Annotated in this window: 15 protein-coding genes; 12 read left to right on the top strand and 3 right to left on the bottom strand. The window is 59.8% G+C overall.

The window, feature by feature from the left end:
* Window positions 1-24 precede the first annotated feature (24 nt).
* The gene (locus tag DOLE_RS12330; protein WP_012175820.1) at window positions 25-1,326 is read right to left on the bottom strand and encodes a GMC family oxidoreductase N-terminal domain-containing protein; all 1,302 of its coding nucleotides are present in this window, start codon (window positions 1,324-1,326) and stop codon (window positions 25-27) included.
* A gap of 228 nt (window positions 1,327-1,554) precedes the next feature.
* On the opposite strand from DOLE_RS12330, the gene DOLE_RS12325 reads away from it, so the two are divergent.
* The 12 genes from DOLE_RS12325 to DOLE_RS12270 all read left to right on the top strand — a co-directional run bounded on the left by DOLE_RS12325 (window position 1,555) and on the right by DOLE_RS12270 (window position 13,994).
* Entirely contained in the window at window positions 1,555-1,845 is a 291-nt protein-coding gene (locus DOLE_RS12325; RefSeq protein ID WP_012175819.1) for a GntR family transcriptional regulator, read from the top strand.
* On the top strand, window positions 1,846-2,232 hold the full coding sequence (locus tag DOLE_RS12320; protein WP_269719166.1) for an FCD domain-containing protein: 387 nt from the start codon (window positions 1,846-1,848) through the stop codon (window positions 2,230-2,232).
* A gap of 94 nt (window positions 2,233-2,326) precedes the next feature.
* Complete coding sequence (locus tag DOLE_RS12315) at window positions 2,327-3,676, top strand: sigma-54-dependent transcriptional regulator (RefSeq protein ID WP_012175817.1); 1,350 nt, start codon at window positions 2,327-2,329, stop codon at window positions 3,674-3,676.
* A gap of 214 nt (window positions 3,677-3,890) precedes the next feature.
* On the top strand, window positions 3,891-4,337 hold the full coding sequence (locus DOLE_RS12310) for a universal stress protein (RefSeq protein ID WP_012175816.1): 447 nt from the start codon (window positions 3,891-3,893) through the stop codon (window positions 4,335-4,337).
* 62 nt (window positions 4,338-4,399) lie between these two features.
* Complete coding sequence (locus DOLE_RS12305) at window positions 4,400-6,226, top strand: SLC13 family permease (RefSeq protein WP_012175815.1); 1,827 nt, start codon at window positions 4,400-4,402, stop codon at window positions 6,224-6,226.
* Window positions 6,227-6,253: 27 nt separating this feature from the next.
* Entirely contained in the window at window positions 6,254-7,069 is an 816-nt protein-coding gene (locus DOLE_RS12300; RefSeq protein WP_012175814.1) for a cytidylate kinase-like family protein, read from the top strand.
* Between the two features lie 34 nt (window positions 7,070-7,103).
* On the top strand, window positions 7,104-7,916 hold the full coding sequence (locus DOLE_RS12295; RefSeq protein ID WP_012175813.1) for a cytidylate kinase-like family protein: 813 nt from the start codon (window positions 7,104-7,106) through the stop codon (window positions 7,914-7,916).
* Between the two features lie 92 nt (window positions 7,917-8,008).
* Entirely contained in the window at window positions 8,009-8,428 is a 420-nt protein-coding gene (locus DOLE_RS12290; RefSeq protein ID WP_012175812.1) for a response regulator, read from the top strand.
* Between the two features lie 48 nt (window positions 8,429-8,476).
* Complete coding sequence (locus DOLE_RS12285; RefSeq protein WP_012175811.1) at window positions 8,477-9,448, top strand: hypothetical protein; 972 nt, start codon at window positions 8,477-8,479, stop codon at window positions 9,446-9,448.
* 31 nt (window positions 9,449-9,479) lie between these two features.
* The gene (locus DOLE_RS12280; RefSeq protein WP_012175810.1) at window positions 9,480-9,860 is read left to right on the top strand and encodes a response regulator; all 381 of its coding nucleotides are present in this window, start codon (window positions 9,480-9,482) and stop codon (window positions 9,858-9,860) included.
* 35 nt (window positions 9,861-9,895) lie between these two features.
* A complete protein-coding gene (locus DOLE_RS12275) occupies window positions 9,896-12,355 on the top strand; it encodes a PEP/pyruvate-binding domain-containing protein (protein WP_012175809.1) in 2,460 nt (819 codons plus the stop codon).
* Between the two features lie 130 nt (window positions 12,356-12,485).
* The gene (locus tag DOLE_RS12270; RefSeq protein WP_012175808.1) at window positions 12,486-13,994 is read left to right on the top strand and encodes a sensor histidine kinase; all 1,509 of its coding nucleotides are present in this window, start codon (window positions 12,486-12,488) and stop codon (window positions 13,992-13,994) included.
* 107 nt (window positions 13,995-14,101) lie between these two features.
* On the opposite strand, the gene DOLE_RS12265 is transcribed toward DOLE_RS12270, so the two are convergent.
* A complete protein-coding gene (locus DOLE_RS12265; RefSeq protein WP_012175807.1) occupies window positions 14,102-15,067 on the bottom strand; it encodes a phosphotransferase enzyme family protein in 966 nt (321 codons plus the stop codon).
* Window positions 15,064-15,246: a thioredoxin domain-containing protein gene (locus DOLE_RS12260; RefSeq protein WP_012175806.1), complete on the bottom strand. Its 183-nt coding sequence runs from the start codon at window positions 15,244-15,246 to the stop codon at window positions 15,064-15,066. The genes DOLE_RS12265 and DOLE_RS12260 overlap by 4 nt, the downstream gene beginning before the upstream one ends.
* Between the last annotated feature and the right edge of the window lie 3 nt (window positions 15,247-15,249).

The following is a 15,249-nucleotide window of genomic DNA, read 5'->3' as shown; positions in this document are numbered from 1 at the left end:
TTTTTTCAAGGTCAGAAGCGTAATTTATTTTGCGTCCATTTCCTCTCCCAAATGCTTTGCCAGCCGCTTACCCAGGGCCAGCAGGGTGAGGGTGGGGGGAATGCCCCAGGCATCCGGCATCACCGAACAGTCGCACACGTAGAGATTCTCCTTTTCGGTTTTCAGGTTCGAATCCACCACGTCACCGATCTTGACCGTGCCGCCGGGGTGGGCCGCCACGGTCCAGCCGGAAAACACCCCTTTAGCTCCGGCGTTCTGCAGAATGCCTTTTGCCCGTTCATATCCTTTTTGCAGTTTGGCCTTGTCGTTTTTCGTGATGTCCTTGCGGACCCCACCGCCGTCGGTGATGCGGCCCCCCAGGTCATCCTTGATCTTGATCATCAGCATCAGGGTATCGCGCCTGGAGAGAAGTTTGTGCAGCCGCAGCTTGGGCGCGCTCTGCACCATGTACATGGGCCAGGGAAAATCCAGGTCCACCATCAGGTACCCCTCGTCGGCCATGTGGGCACCGGCCGCCATCTGGATTTCGCCTTTGCCCTTGAGGTTTTTTACCGTGCCGAATACCATGATCAGGGGGTCAAAGAAAAAGTCGTAGCCGGCCCGGGAAATGCCGCTGGCCCGGAGAATGGTGGGAGACCCCACCCCGCCGGCGGAGATGACGACCCGGTCGGCGGTGACCTTGTGGGTGCCCAGGTTCTTTTTGTATTCCACGCCGGTGGCGGTGTTGCCGTCAAACAGCACCCGGGTCACCTTTGCGCCGTTGATCAGTTCAGCGCCATCGGTGACGGCCTCTTCCACGAACATGCGGGCGCTCCACTTGGCACCTTCCGGGCATCCGTAACTGCACTTCCAGCAGTCGGGCTTGCACTTGTCCTGGTAGATGAACTTGTTGAGTGGCTTCCAGTCATAGCCCATTTCCTGGGCGCTTTCCATCATGCGGCGGGCGCCCGGGCCGAAAATGGCGTCACCGGCCGGGGCAATAGGCAGCTCCTTTTTTAACGCCGCCGTTTCCTCTTCAAGTTCAATGCCGTGGGACCGCATCATTTCATACGGCGGATCAAAGGCGGTACCGCAGTAAAAAACAGAACTGCCGCCGGTGCAGATCCCTCTCACCATGGCCAGCATCTTTTTGTTGGTAAACAGCACGCTTTTGCCGGGCATGCCGGCATTCAGGGCCATCTGGAACATGGACCCCTTTATCGGCGCGTTGCTGCCCCATTCCAGAATCAGGACCTTTTTGCCCTGCTTTGTCAGTTCCCTGGCCACGGTTGCCCCGCCGGGGCCTGACCCGACGATAATGGCGTCGTAATGCTGGGTGGTGTTCATGGCTGGCTCCTTTTTGATGACCGCTCCGGCGCTGGTTGCTTTTTTTGGCCGCCTATCCCTGCCGGAGGCGATAATAGGGTTTGAGTTGACAGCTCCTTAAGCATTTTGTATATTGTCGACAATATCTGATTGAGTTTTTTTGTCAACAGGAAAATTGTGAAAAATCTCTTTTTCTGTTATTTGACCGGAATATATTGAAGGCGCAAAAGGGAGGCGGCGAAAAAAGAAATGAATCTTTCTCTGGCAGGCACACTTTCAGACCAGATAGCAAACCACATTATTGAAAAGATCATTCATCTGGAGATCGAACCGGGCCAGCGCATCCTGGAGCAGAAGATCGCCGAGGAGCTGGGGGTGAGCCGGTCCCCGGTGCGCGAGGCCATGCGGATTTTAGAAAAAACCGGCCTGGTGGAGATCATTCCCCGTTGCGGCGCACGGGTGCGAAAGGTTACGGAGGAGAGCATTCGGGGGTTCTGCGACGTGTTCGCCCTGCTCTTCGGCCATGTGGTGCGGCGCTGAATTGAAAACTGCGATGAGGCTCATCGCATGGAACTGATTACCGCCTACGATCAAATGGTCCAGTCGGCCAGGGTCAATGACGGCCGGGGGTTTTACCAGGCCATTCTGGACTTTGCCGCGTCGGGCATTGCCGCTACGAAAAATCCCGTTCTTCTGCAACTGATCGACGGCATCATGCCCAACCTGCGGCGCCTGCAGTATGTGGCCATTGCCCTGAAGGCCGACGCCCTGGAAGAGAGCACCCGTTATTTCAAGATCATTATCGATGCCCTGGAAACCCGGGACCCTGAAAAAGGGGTGGCGGCCATTGAAGCGTATATCGAAGCTGAACAGTCCTTTGCCATCGCGGCCCTGAAGAACTCTCCCCTGGCCGGATACATCGGTTAGTGTCCGGTTTTCAGCAAAGGGCCGAACATGCAAGGGGGCGAGCAGGAGGCTTGCCGCCCCTCTCCCCCTTGGCGACGCAAACAGAGAGATCCTGATGATATCGCACATTGTCGTTGTTGACGACGAACCCATCACGCTCAAGCAGTTGCGGCGGATTCTTGAAAAAGAGGGCCACCGGGTGTCGGCCTTTTCCAATCCCCGTCGGGCACTGGATCATATCGAGAGCAATTCCTGCGATGTGCTGATCAGCGACGTACGCATGCCCGCCATGGACGGTATGGAGCTGATGACCCGGGTCAAGGCCCGGTTCCCGGATATCGAGGTGATCCTGATCACCGGGTACGCCTCCCTGGACGGCGCCGTGGAGGCGGTTCGGGAGGGGGCGTTTCATTACCTGGAAAAGCCCTTTACCCCGGACCGGGTAAGGGAGCGGGTGGGCCAGGCCCTGCACCTGCTTTCCGCCCGCCGGTCCGCCCGGCCAGGGGCCCAGGGGGAGGACCGGAACGACGCCGGCCCCGTTATTATCGGCCAGGGGGCCCGGATTCGGGAGGTGGTTTCCATCATCGGCCAGATCGGGCCCACCGAATGCAATGTGCTCATCACCGGCGACTCGGGCAGCGGCAAGGAGCTGGTGGCCCGGGCCATTCACGCGGCCAGCCGCCGGTCTGCCGGACCTTTTCTGGCCTTTAACTGCGGCGCCTTGAGTGAAACCCTCATCGACAACGAGCTGTTCGGCCACGAGAAGGGGGCCTTTACCGGCGCGGAGAGCAGGGGCATCGGCCTGGTGGAGGCGGCCTCCGGCGGCACCCTTTTCCTTGACGAGATCGGGGAGATGCCCACCGCCATGCAGGTGAAGCTGCTGCGGGTGCTTCAGGAAGGAGAGCTGATGCGGGTGGGCGGCAGCCGGCCCGTTCCCGTGGACGTGCGTATCGTGTCCGCCACGGCCGCGGACATCAAGGCCGCGGTGGGTGAAGGCATCTTTCGCAAGGATCTCTATTTCCGGATCAACGTGGTCAACATCAAGCTGCCCGGCCTGGCCGAGCGCAGGGAGGACATTCCCCTGCTGGCTTACCACATTCTCAGCCGCCTTAACCGGCAGGGCGGGAAAAACATTCAGGCCATATCCGAAAAAGCCATGGCCCTGCTGTCCGGCTACGCCTTTCCCGGAAACGTGCGGGAGCTGGAAAATATTCTGGAGCGGGCCGTGGCGATCTGCCAGGGGGAGATAATCCGCGAGTGCGATCTGCCCCCGGACCTGGTGGCCCTGGAACTTCAGGCTTACAGACCGCCGGACGAAACCTTCATGACCCTGGCCGAACTGGAGCGGGACTATATGGCCCACCTGTTGAAGATCACCGGCGGAGCACGGTCCCGTACCGCGGAAATTCTGGGTATTGACCGGGCGTCGCTGTGGAGGAAGATGAAAAAATACGACCTTGAGTAGATTTTTGCAACACCCGCGTTCGTTTTTGCAACAAACCGGTCCCTTTCCCTTTTTGTTACCGATTCCTTCTGTTTTGCCGCAGGCATGTTGCAATCTGCAACCCTCCGTGCCATCGGCCTTCAGCGGCGCAATTCAAATATAACTTAAATTCAAATTGTTATGGTTTTTTATCTTTTGGCAGGCTTTTTGCGTTGCAGTCGGCCAGGAGATAAAAATGTCGCGTCACATTCTTCTGGTGTTCGAAAATGAAGCGGTTGTGCCCGAGGCATTGATGTATGCGCGGGAGTTTGCCCTGCGCATTGACGCCCGGCTTACGCTGCTGATGATCGTGCCCATGTCTTTTGACATGCGCACGTCCATCGGCCCCCGGCGCAGTGTCGTCAAAAATATTGAAATTCGGGCGGGCAGGGTTCTGTCTGACTGCCTTCAGTCTTTTATTCAGGCAGGCATCGAAGTGAACTCGGCCTTGAAGCTCGGCGATCCGGCCCAGGAGATGGTGAAGTTTCTGGCCAACCGGCCCCCGTTTCAGGCCATTGTATGGGGCAGCGGAAAAGATCTGCCGGACAGGGCCCGCACCGGCCAGCGCCACTGGCTTTCAAAGATTGCGGGCAGCCTGGAGTGCCCGCTTCTGACCGTCAGCAAGCGGGATGACCGGAGTTGACATACAAATGAAAAGAACGGGCGACAGTCGCCCGGGAAAGACCAACCGGAGACGGAGTGACTATGGACGCATTGACCCTTGACATGATCCTGGTGATGGCCATGATCGGCCTGGCGGTTTTTCTGTTTATCGTGGAGTGGGTGAGAGTGGACGTGGTGGCGATTCTGATGACCGTGGCCCTGCCCCTGCTGGGCCTGGTGACGCCCAAGGAGGCCTTTGTGGGGTTCAGCAGCAACGCCGTTATCTCCATCATCGCGGTGATCATCATCGGCGCGGGCCTGGACCGCACCGGCATGATCAATAAACTGGTGACCCCGGTGCTGCGTATTGCCGGTAACAGCACTTCCCGGATCATTGTCGCCATTTCCGTTACCGTGGCGATTATCTCCAGTTTCATGCAGAACATCGGGGCCGCCGCGCTTTTTCTGCCCGCCATTCAGCGCATCAGCAAGATGCAGAACATCCCCCTGGGCCGGTTGCTCATGCCCATCGGGTTTTCCGCCATTCTGGGCGGTACCGTCACCCTGGTGGGTTCCAGCCCGCTGATCCTTCTAAATGACCTGCTGGTGCCTTTCAACCTGGAGCCCTTCGGCCTGTTCGACGTCACGCCCATCGGCCTGGCCCTGGTGGCCGGCGGCATTGCCTGTTTTGTGTTGCTGGGCCGGTTCATTCTGCCCCAGGGGGCGGCCGTGAATGCTCCAGACCCGGACGCCTCGGAAACCGGTGTCCCTTCTTTGCCCGGCGGTCCGGATCCGGATGGGACCGAATTTTATGAACTGCGGACCCCGGATGATTTTACCGATTACCGGGATCCGCTTTTTGTGGAGGACATTCGGCGGCGATACCTGCTCAACGTGGTGGCCCTGACCGAACCGCCCGACTACAAGGTGCTTTCCCCCGCGCCGGACGCCGAGGTGCGGGCGGGCATTGATCTGGTGGTCTGCGGCCGAAAAGCGGATGCCGAACGGATGGCGTCCGCCGAAGGCATGCGGCTCAAGGCGGCCCTTGAAACCTACCGGGACCGGCTGGCGGTTGAAACCGCCGGAACGGTGGAGGTGGTGGTGGCCCCCCGGTCTTCCTATGCCGGAAAGGCCCTGCAGGACATCAACTTCCAGGACCGGTTTCATGTCACACCGTTGAGTGTGTACCGGCAGGAGGAGACCTACCGGGCCCGGCTGGACGATATCGTTTTGCAGGTGGGCGACGTGGTGGCCCTTTACGGCACATGGAAACGGCTGAAGACCCTGCAGAAGGAGGGCGGGCTGCTCTTTTCCCTGCCGTCGGACATGGAGGACCTGCGGCCGGAAAAGGCCGTGTGGGCCGGGCTGTGGCTGGTGGTGGCCCTGACCATGATCATGGGGTTCAAGGTTCAGCTGTCAGTGGCCCTGATGACCGGCGCCCTGGGAATGGTGCTGACCCAGGTCCTGAGCATCGACGAGGCTTACCAGTCGGTGGACTGGCGCACCATCTTCCTGCTGGCCGGCCTGATTCCCCTGGGCATTGCCACGGAAAAAACCGGCACCGCCGCCTGGATCGCCCACACCCTCCTCGGCATTATCGGTGATGTGTCCCCCATTGTGCTGCTGTCGGTGATCGGTATTCTTTCCACCCTGTTCACCCTGGTGATCTCCAATGTGGGGGCCACGGTGCTGCTGGTGCCCCTTGTGGTGAACATGGCCATCGCGGCCCACACGGACCCCCGCATGGCGGCCCTGGTGGTGGGGCTGGCTACCAGCAATTCGTTCGTGCTGCCCACCCACCAGGTCAACGCCCTTTACATGGGGCCGGGCCACTATCGCACGGTGGATTTCATCAAGGCCGGGTCCCTGGTCAGCGTGGTTTTCCTGGTGGTGATGATTGCGGCCATCAGCCTGATTTACGGAATATGAGCACGTTTCACATCAAGGAGTCTGAATATGGCAATTATAACGATTTCACGGGGGTCCTCCTCCATGGGAAAGGCCGTGGCCGAACAGGTGGCCCGGCGGCTGGGCTATCGGCTGATCAGCCGGGAGGTACTGCTGGACGCCAGCAGCCGGTTCAACGTGCCTGAGATCAAGCTGGAAAAGGCCATTCACGACGCGCCGGGCATTCTGGATCGCTACCGTCACAGCAGCCAGTCCTACGTGGCCTATATCCGTTCGGCCCTGGTGGAACAGGTGGTGGCGGACAACGTGGTCTACCACGGCCTGGCCGGCCACCTGCTGCTCAAGGGGCTTTCCCAGGTGCTCAAGGTACGGATCAACGCGGACATGGAAAAGCGCGTCGCCGTGGTCATGAAGCGGGATCGGATTCCAGCGGATGAGGCGCGAAACCGCATTCAGGAAGACGACCGGCAGCGCCGGAAATGGACTCAGGCCCTGTACGGTCAGGATCCCTGGGACGCCTCCCTCTATGACCTGACCATCTGCATTGACACGCTTTCCGTGGACAATGCCGTGGATTTTATCTGCCAGGCCGCCGGCACCGATGGGTTTCAGGCAACGGAGAAAAACCGCCGGCAGGTATCGGACATGGCCGTGGCCTGCCGGGTCAAGGCGGCCCTGGTGGATGAGTTTCCCCATGTGGGTGTGACCTGTGAATACGGGAACGTGCTGGTGTACACCGGGACCGGGTCGGATCACGGCAGCGGGAAGCTTGCCAAAAAGATCGATCGTGTTCGAGAAACGGTGGAAGGCATTTTTCATATTGAGATTCATTCGGGAGTGGTGGTGCCTGCGGAGGCCGTCTGACGGAAAATAGCGCGGAAATTATAAGGAGAGGGTCATGTCTATTATCATAATTTCTTCGGATGTTGCCGAAACGGAGGCAATGATCGCGGAAAAGGTTGCCGAAGAAAAAGGCTACGCCCTGCTGGACCGGCGGGTTCTCCATGACGCGGCGAACCGGTATGGCGTGAAACCGGAACGGCTCAACGACGCACTGGATAACCGGCCTTCCCTGCTGCGGCGGTTACCGCCCCGCCAGTGGCGTTATTGCCTTGCCTGTATCGAAGCCGAGGTGCTGGACCGCCTGCTGGCCGACAACATCGTCTGCCGGGACGTGGGTGCGCATCTTTACGTCAACGGCGTTTCTCATGCCATGAAAATTCGTGTTCTGACGGGAAAACAGGCATGCCGGGAAGCTGCTGAGCGGGAAGGCGGTAGCCTGGAGAAGGTGGAAAAACAGAGGTCTCGCATAAACCGGCGTCGCACGGCATGGTCCATGGCCGCTTACCAGAAGGACGAGGCCGATCCGGCCGGCTATGATCTGGTGGTCAGTCTGGACCAGATCGACCCGGTGGAGGCGGTCCGCACCATCGTGGGGGCCTCGGCGTACCGGAAGTTTCAGAGCATGACCTATTCCACCAAATGCCTTACCGACCTGGCCCTGGCGGCTCAGGTACGGGCCGCGCTTTTGAAATCCATGAGCGACATGCAGGTCCAGGCCAGGGACGGTTCGGTGGTGGTGACCACCCGTGCGTTGAACCGGCGGAAAAGGGAGAAGGTCGAGACCATCAAGCAGCTGGCCGGTCAGATTCCGGGCGTCGGTTACGTGGAGGTGCATGTGCGGAATAATATTTTCGGGAAAGCGGGGTAGGCCTTTGCGACCGGCAGCTCATAGCCGTTCGCAACGCTGCGCGGACAGGCGGGCGTTTGCGTCGCCGCCAATCCGCAGACAAGGAGATGGATATGGCCAGAACACTGGAAGTGCTGCTGCTGGATGATGAGCCCATCGTTGGCCGGCGCCTGAAACCGGCGCTGGACAAGATCGGGTGCAACGTGGAGGGGTTTGAGGACCCCATGGCCGCGGTGGCCCGGATCGATGAGAAGCAGTTTGATGTGGTGGTGACCGACATTCGCATGGAAGGCATGGACGGTATTCAGGTACTGGAACATGTGCAGCGGCGGTGGCCCGGCACCAGGGTGATCCTGATCACCGGGTACGCAAAGATGGACCTGGCCCGGGAGGCCATGGGCAAGGGCGTGTTTGACTTTATCGCCAAGCCCTTTCGGCCGGACGACCTTCGGCGGATCATTCTCCGCGCCGCCGAGGACATGGGGATTTTTCTTGATACCGCGCCGGACGGGGACACGCCGGCGGACCAATAGATCCCCGCCGGCGCTGGCCGGTGCCGGTTTACGCAAGGAGGTGGGCACATGGGAATACTGGGAAAACTTAAAAAACTGGGCCACGGGGAGACAGGGGTTCGGGATTTTTCTGTTCAGACCCTTCGGTTCAAGAAGTTTCTTGAAAACGCGCGGGCCCTTCTGGAGCTTGCTGCTGACGGGCGGGAAAAAGTGGCCGGGGAGTATATTTTTGACCGCCATTATGTGGTTTCCCTTATCGACAGCGTGGTGGACCGGCTGGGCATGATGGTGTATGACGCCGGCGTGCTGGTTCCGGAAAAAGGTGCGTCGCTGTATGCCGCCCATGACCGGCTGAAGCAGGCGGCCCGACACCTTATCACGGGGCCGGTGGAAAGCGTCGGCGACGCCGAAGATCCGGAGTATAAGCTTCTGGCCGATGCGTTGCAATGGTTTGACGACCCTGCGGTGCCGGAGAAAACGGTGATGGCCCTTATGAAAAAGGCTTTTCTTGACGTGATGCAGGGTCGCCTTGGTGCCGGTGCCGTAAAAAGGACGTCGCTGTTTGACAGCGGCAATCTCCGGGCCGCGGACATGGATATCTACCTGGTCGATCTGTGGAGAGACCCCCTGTCGCTGCCGGTCCAGAAACGGTCCGTGGCCGGTTTCAACAGTATTCCCCTTCGGCACCTGCTCATGGATGTGCACCGGGATAAGGCAGCGGATACCGGCGGTGCCGCGCCGGGCAAGGCGGCATGGGTGGCGGCGGTGGATGAGTACCACCTGAGCCTTAACCGGCTGGGGCCGGGCCCGTGCTTTCGGTTGGAGGCGCTGGCCAGCGGATACGAGCCGTCGGATTTTATTTTTGTCTATACCGACCGGCCCGGCCTGCTGGAAACACTTCTCCCCCGGGGTCTTCACGTGGAGGCCGCCGCACAGGCCCGGATAGCGTGGAGCCTCGATATGTCGGCAAGCGCCATCGAAAAGAGCCTGGCGGCCATGGGCCGGGGACTTTTTGACGAAGGGCTCTGGGCCGGGGAATGATTAACTGTTTTTGTAAAAAAGGAGAGGAGCCATGTCGCAACAGCCGCTGAGAATTATGGTCATTGATGATGAAAACATCGTGGGCAAACGCCTCAAGCCGGCCCTGGAGAAAACAGGGGACGTGGTGGAGACCTTTGAGGACGGCGAGACCGCCCTGGCCCGGTTTGAAAAACAGCCGTTTGATATCGTTGTCACCGATATTCGTATGGAGAAAATCGACGGGCTTGAGATCCTGGAACAGATCCTGGCCATGTCCCGGCAGACCAAGGTGATACTGATTACCGGATATGCCACGGTCGAGATCGCCCGGGAGGCCTTATCAAAAGGGGCCTTTGACTTCATCGCCAAACCCTTCAAACCGGCGGACCTGCGCGCCATTATCGAACGGGCGTCCAGAGAGCTGAGACCATGACGGGTGGCTGCCCCCTGAAGTGAAGGAGGACCGATATGACGCACCAGCTGAACACAAAGCCGGACAACCACCGGTTCCGGTTTCGCTATGAAACCCTTCGCTCGCTGCTGAACAAAAACGGCGGCGCGCTTCAGATCCTCAGCGACCTGGAAGCGGACCTGAATCACATGCACCACTATGACAAGCGCATTCGGCGTCCCATCGGGCGGCTGATTACCGAGTCGCTGCTCATGGCCCAGGAATTAAACCTGATGACCGACGACCGCCACACGGAGCTTTACGATGTTCTTTTTCGGCTGCGCGGTGACACGGACCGGGTATTGGCGGAAAGCCGGCCCGCCGGTGACCGGTCCCTGGTGGTCGGCTTGGCCGACCCCGCGGCCGCCGATTCGGCGCTGGTCGGCGGGAAGGCCGCCGGCCTGGCCCAATTGGCCCGTTATTTTCCGGAGCAGGTGCCTGCGGGATTCGTGGTCACCACCGCCGCTTATGATCGGCTGATCGAGGAGAACCATCTGGACGATCGTATTCGCCTGCTGCTGGCCGACCTGGATGTCACCGAAGATGGCGACCGGTTTCAGTCCAGAACAAGGACTATCCGGCAGATGGTGCGGGAGGCGGCGGTCAACGAGGAGATCGGAAAAATGATTCGGGCGCAGGCGGAAGAAATCGGTCCGGACCTGTTGTGGGCCGTCCGGTCATCGGCGGTCAGCGAGGACGGCCCCCTGTCGTTTGCCGGGCAGTTCGACAGCGAACTTCAGGTCAACAGCCGGGACCTGATCACCGCATATCGCCATGTACTGGCCGGCCGTTTTTCAGACCGTGCGGTAAGGTACCGCATACATCACAACATTCGCGAAGTGGCCACGCCCATGGCGGTGCTTTTCATGCCCATGATCGAACCGGCGGCCGCCGGCGTGATTTATACCGAGGATGCCGGAAATGCCGCGTCCAACACCCTGACCCTCAGCGCGGTCTCCGGTCTGGCCGACCGAATGGTCAGGGGCGAGGTCCCGGCGGACACGTTCCGTGTTTCCCGGGGCTCACCGCGCAGGATCGTTGAAATGGTGCTGGCGGCCGGGGAAAAGGGCGACACGGGATACCTGGACGAATCCAGGGTGCTGGAAATCACCGACCGTGCCTGCCGGGCCGCGGAAAAGTTCGGTCATGCCCTGGACATGGAGTGGGCCGTGGACAAAAACGGCGCTGTGTGGTTCCTGCAGGCCCGCCGGCTTTCGGTTGCCGGGCCGGACCAGACCCCGGCAAAGGCGCCGGCGCATAAGAATGAATCGCCCCTGCTGGAGGGCGGCATCACCATCTTTCCGGGAAGGGCCGAGGGACCGGTGACCGTGCTGAATGCCGACACCCCGCTTTCCGACGTGCCGGAAGGCGCCGTAGTGCTGGTGGAACAGCCCCGGCCCGAACTGGCCTCCATCCTGCCGAAAGTGGCCGCGCTTCTGGTCATGGAAGGCAACCCGGTGGGCCACCTGGCGACCCTGGTCCGTGAGTTTGGCGTTCCCTGCCTTTTCAGGGTGGGACGGCATGCGTCAGCCCTGTCCGCCCGGAACGTGGTCAGCGTTAACGCCACCCGGCGGCGTGTGTATGACGGCAGCCGCTGGCCCGGCATCCGGGAGCGGGTGATGGCCCGTATCGGCGCTGGTAACCGCCGTCCCCCAAAGGCCGGCCCCCTGTACGACCTGGTGCTGGGCCTGAACCTGCTGGACCCGGACGCATCCTCTTTCAAGGCCAAGTCATGCCGATCGGTTCATGACACGCTGCGATTTATGCATGAGATGTCGGTGCGGGCCATGTTTGGATTCGGGGACCGTCAGAAACGGGGCCTGCACCGGACAAGCAGGAAGCTGGACACCGACCTGCCGGTGAAGTTCCAGTTGATCGACCTGGACCGGTCCATTCCCCCGGAGCTTCGGCGGGTCACGGCGAATACTGTGGCCAGTGTGCCATTCCAGGCTCTGTGGCGGGGGGTTTCAGATTCCCGGCTGGTCTGGGCGGAACGGTGGGGAAGGGCCATGCAGGGCATGCCCTCTGATTTCAAGGAAGCGGTGCTGGGCGGCAACAAGGGGCCCCGGCGCCCTTCAGACAAGAACTACGCCATTGTGGCAGGGGACTACATGAATCTCAACGCCCGGTTTGCCTATCACTACGCCATGATCGACGCCATGGTGGGGCCGGGGGCGGACCATAACCACGTGCATTTTCGTTTTCGCGGCGGTGGCGGCAGGGAAGAGAATCGACAGCGGCGGGCCCGTTTCCTGGAGCGGGTGTTGCGCGAATCCGGTTTTGGCGTGGACCGCAGCGGGGACCTGGTGACCGCCTGGCTGAGGCGCTATCCGCGGGCGGATTCGGAAAAGGCGTTGGAGTGCCTGGGCCGCCTGATCGTGTGCGCCCGGCAGCTGGACGCCGTGCTTCAGACCGATGATGCCGTCAAACGGTACGTCGCCTATTTTCTTGACGAGCAGTTCGGCATGTTCGGTTGACGCCCGGCCAGCTGCGTAGCGGAAAAAAAGCGGGACGCCGCACCGGTTCGGGTGTAGAATAAAATACGGTCCACGTGCCGCCGGGACCGACTTGAACACGGCCTTGTCCTGGAGAGGGGGCTTTGATCGAATGAGACGCTATAGAGAGATGCTCAGTTCCTGGTCAAACGACTACAGCAGCGAGCCGGAAAACATACCCCTGCACCGGCGTCCGTCGATCAGCATTCGGCTGAAGGTGGCGGTTTCGTTTTTTCTCTTTTTTATTCTCTCCCTGACCGTGACCGGCTGGTCCTACTGGATTCTTACAAAACTTGAGCACAAGATAAACTTTCTGGAGGTGGCGGACAGCTACCTGGTGGAGATTCAACAGGCCCGGCGGTTTGAAAAAAACTACCTGCTCTACGGCACCGGCCTGCAGGAGGCCCATGAACACCTGGAGGTGGCGGACGCCATCCTGACAAACAACACCGCGACAATTGAAAAGATCCTGGGCCGGGAGCACTACCGCACCATGTCCACCCTGGTGGCGGCATACCACGAGCAGCTGGTGCTGCTGGGCCGGGCCGGGAATGAGACCGCACAGGAGCGAATCGTTCCGGACCTGCGCGAGTTCGGGGGCCAGATGGTGGCCTTTGCCGAAGATTTCGTGGAAAAAGAGCAGAAATCGGTCCGCCGCATGTTCCTTCTGGCCAAGCGCGTGCCCCTTTACTTCATGTCCGTTGTGTTTGTGTTGATGGTGTTTGTGACGGTTTTCCTGACCCGGCAGTTGGTGTTGACCCTGAACCGTTTCATGGAGTATACCCGGCGGATCGGGGAGGGTGACTTTTCTCCCATTCTGCCGGCCCGCAAATACAAGGATGAGTTTACCAAGCTGGCCGAGGCTTTCAACCACATGATCAAGGAGTTGGACCACAAACACAAGGTGCTGCTGGAGTCCCACAAACTCCGGGCCATCGGCACGCTTGTGGCGGGCGTGGCCCATGAACTCAACAACCCCCTCAACAACACCCTGCTGACCGCGTCCATGCTGACCGAGGATTTTGCCACCCTCTCCGACCAGGAAAAACTCGACATGGTCAACGATGTGATCAGCGAAACCGAACGGGCACGGCGGGTGGTGAAAAACCTTTTGGACTTTGCCAGGGAAGGGGAGACACAGCTGGCCCCCCTGGAGATGGACAAGATCGTGGAGGATTCAGCCCGGCTGGTGGCCAACCAGGTCAGGTTCGCCAAGGTGGAGCTGACGGTCTCCTGCGAGCCCAACCTGCCCCGGATTCACGGGGATGAACAGAAACTCAAACAGGTTTTTGTCAACCTGATTCTCAATGCCGTGGATGTGCTGCCTCCGGGCGGGCAGATTCACGTCAAGGTGGGGAAAGACAAGATGCCCGGTTATGTGCTGGTGACGGTCAGCGACAACGGGCCGGGCATTCCCGAGCATATTCAGGGCCGCATTTTTGAGCCTTTTTTCACCACCAAGGGCCAGGGAAAGGGCACCGGCCTGGGCCTGTCCGTTTCCCGGGGCATTATCAAGAAACTGGGCGGCTATATCCACCTCACCAGCAGTCCTGGCCAGGGCACCACATTTACGGTGTCGCTCCCCACCACCGAATCGCCGTCAGAGATCATGTCAAAATAGCGGGATTGATATTCTTCGTGATTTTCTTGTCCAGACACCCTGACGATGCAGTTGGCTGGCCGCTTTTAACACGAAGTACACGAAGACCACGAAGCAAGAGCAGGCATTCAGCCGGCCGGTGACAGACCCCAGGCCTGTTTCAGCGCCTCCATGTTGTCCATCAGCAGGTGCATGTAGACGATTTCCAGTTCGATCATTTCGTGGTCTTTTTTGCGCAGCCATTCGGCCAGCCATGCAAAGCGAAGGGCCAGCACAAACCCGGCAAACACTTTCCAGCTTTGCGTGCTGACAGGGGCGTTCCGTCGCATGGCGTCAAGAAAGGAGAGAACAAGGCCGCCGGTCAGCCCGGACGGGTGCTCCATGCCGATGCATCCCACCAGGTTGGCGGCGTCGTAGATGTCGGGTTTGATGCCGCAGAACTCCCAGTCGATCACCGCCGAAACGGCGTCGTCCTGCCAGATGACATTTAAGGGATGATAGTCGCCGTGGCAGAAGGCCGTGGCCAGGGTGTCGTGACGGTCCATGAAGGATTTTTTCAGAAAACCAAGAACAGGCGAAACCCGGTGGCCCGTGTCCGGATCGTGTTGTTCCATCTGTCGTTCCATTCCAAGAATGTACTGTTTCAGGGAAAAACAGGGCAGGGCCGGGTCATGGAGAATCGTTTCGGCATGCATGGTGAGGCCGCATAAAAAACGGGCCAGGGCCTCGCCTTTTGGGGCATCCTGAATATAGGCCGGCCGATCAAGGGAAGTGCCGGCAATAAAGGGCGAGGCCAGCCACCAGCCGTCTTCACAGAAAGACGGACAGGCGCCCTCCGTTGATTTCAGATAAGGTACGACCTGATTCAGGCCATGGGCGCAAAGATGGTCCAGGACCCGGCAGATCAATTGTTTTGTTCCCAGTTGGGCCGGGCTGATCTTTTCTAAAACAAACACCTGGCCAGCCTTGTCCTCAAAGGCCGTGCGGCACAGACATCGCTCCGGACTTCCCTGAAGGCGCAGGTCCGGCCGAAGGGTTTTAAAATCAAGTTCCCAGTGCCGGGCCGCGGCTTGCGCTGTTTTAATGGAAATCATGAAAGATCGCAGCAGGCCTGGAATACCGATTCGGCATGGTCTTTGACCCGGACCTTTTCCCATACGTGCGCGATTTTTCCGTTGGGGCCGATCAGAAAGGTGGTGCGCGCTACGCCCATGTATTCCCTGTTCAAGGTAAAGGCAGGGGCTGTATCATCGGGTTTGGGCATGGCGGCCATGGC

The organism is Desulfosudis oleivorans Hxd3, from assembly GCF_000018405.1.
Taxonomy (GTDB): domain Bacteria; phylum Desulfobacterota; class Desulfobacteria; order Desulfobacterales; family Desulfosudaceae; genus Desulfosudis; species Desulfosudis oleivorans.
This window is presented reverse-complemented; position numbering and strand designations above follow the sequence as displayed.

What these genes read in the sequence shown, in the direction of transcription:
- DOLE_RS12330 (WP_012175820.1), bottom strand. Translation starts at nt 1,326, where the DNA reads ATGAACACCACCCAGCATTACGACGCCATTATCGTCGGGTCAGGCCCC.
- DOLE_RS12325 (WP_012175819.1), top strand. Translation starts at nt 1,555, where the DNA reads ATGAATCTTTCTCTGGCAGGCACACTTTCAGACCAGATAGCAAACCAC.
- DOLE_RS12315 (WP_012175817.1), top strand. Translation starts at nt 2,327, where the DNA reads ATGATATCGCACATTGTCGTTGTTGACGACGAACCCATCACGCTCAAG.
- DOLE_RS12310 (WP_012175816.1), top strand. Translation starts at nt 3,891, where the DNA reads ATGTCGCGTCACATTCTTCTGGTGTTCGAAAATGAAGCGGTTGTGCCC.
- DOLE_RS12305 (WP_012175815.1), top strand. Translation starts at nt 4,400, where the DNA reads ATGGACGCATTGACCCTTGACATGATCCTGGTGATGGCCATGATCGGC.
- DOLE_RS12300 (WP_012175814.1), top strand. Translation starts at nt 6,254, where the DNA reads ATGGCAATTATAACGATTTCACGGGGGTCCTCCTCCATGGGAAAGGCC.
- DOLE_RS12295 (WP_012175813.1), top strand. Translation starts at nt 7,104, where the DNA reads ATGTCTATTATCATAATTTCTTCGGATGTTGCCGAAACGGAGGCAATG.
- DOLE_RS12290 (WP_012175812.1), top strand. Translation starts at nt 8,009, where the DNA reads ATGGCCAGAACACTGGAAGTGCTGCTGCTGGATGATGAGCCCATCGTT.
- DOLE_RS12285 (WP_012175811.1), top strand. Translation starts at nt 8,477, where the DNA reads ATGGGAATACTGGGAAAACTTAAAAAACTGGGCCACGGGGAGACAGGG.
- DOLE_RS12280 (WP_012175810.1), top strand. Translation starts at nt 9,480, where the DNA reads ATGTCGCAACAGCCGCTGAGAATTATGGTCATTGATGATGAAAACATC.
- DOLE_RS12275 (WP_012175809.1), top strand. Translation starts at nt 9,896, where the DNA reads ATGACGCACCAGCTGAACACAAAGCCGGACAACCACCGGTTCCGGTTT.
- DOLE_RS12270 (WP_012175808.1), top strand. Translation starts at nt 12,486, where the DNA reads ATGAGACGCTATAGAGAGATGCTCAGTTCCTGGTCAAACGACTACAGC.
- DOLE_RS12265 (WP_012175807.1), bottom strand. Translation starts at nt 15,067, where the DNA reads ATGATTTCCATTAAAACAGCGCAAGCCGCGGCCCGGCACTGGGAACTT.
- DOLE_RS12260 (WP_012175806.1), bottom strand. Translation starts at nt 15,246, where the DNA reads ATGGCCGCCATGCCCAAACCCGATGATACAGCCCCTGCCTTTACCTTG.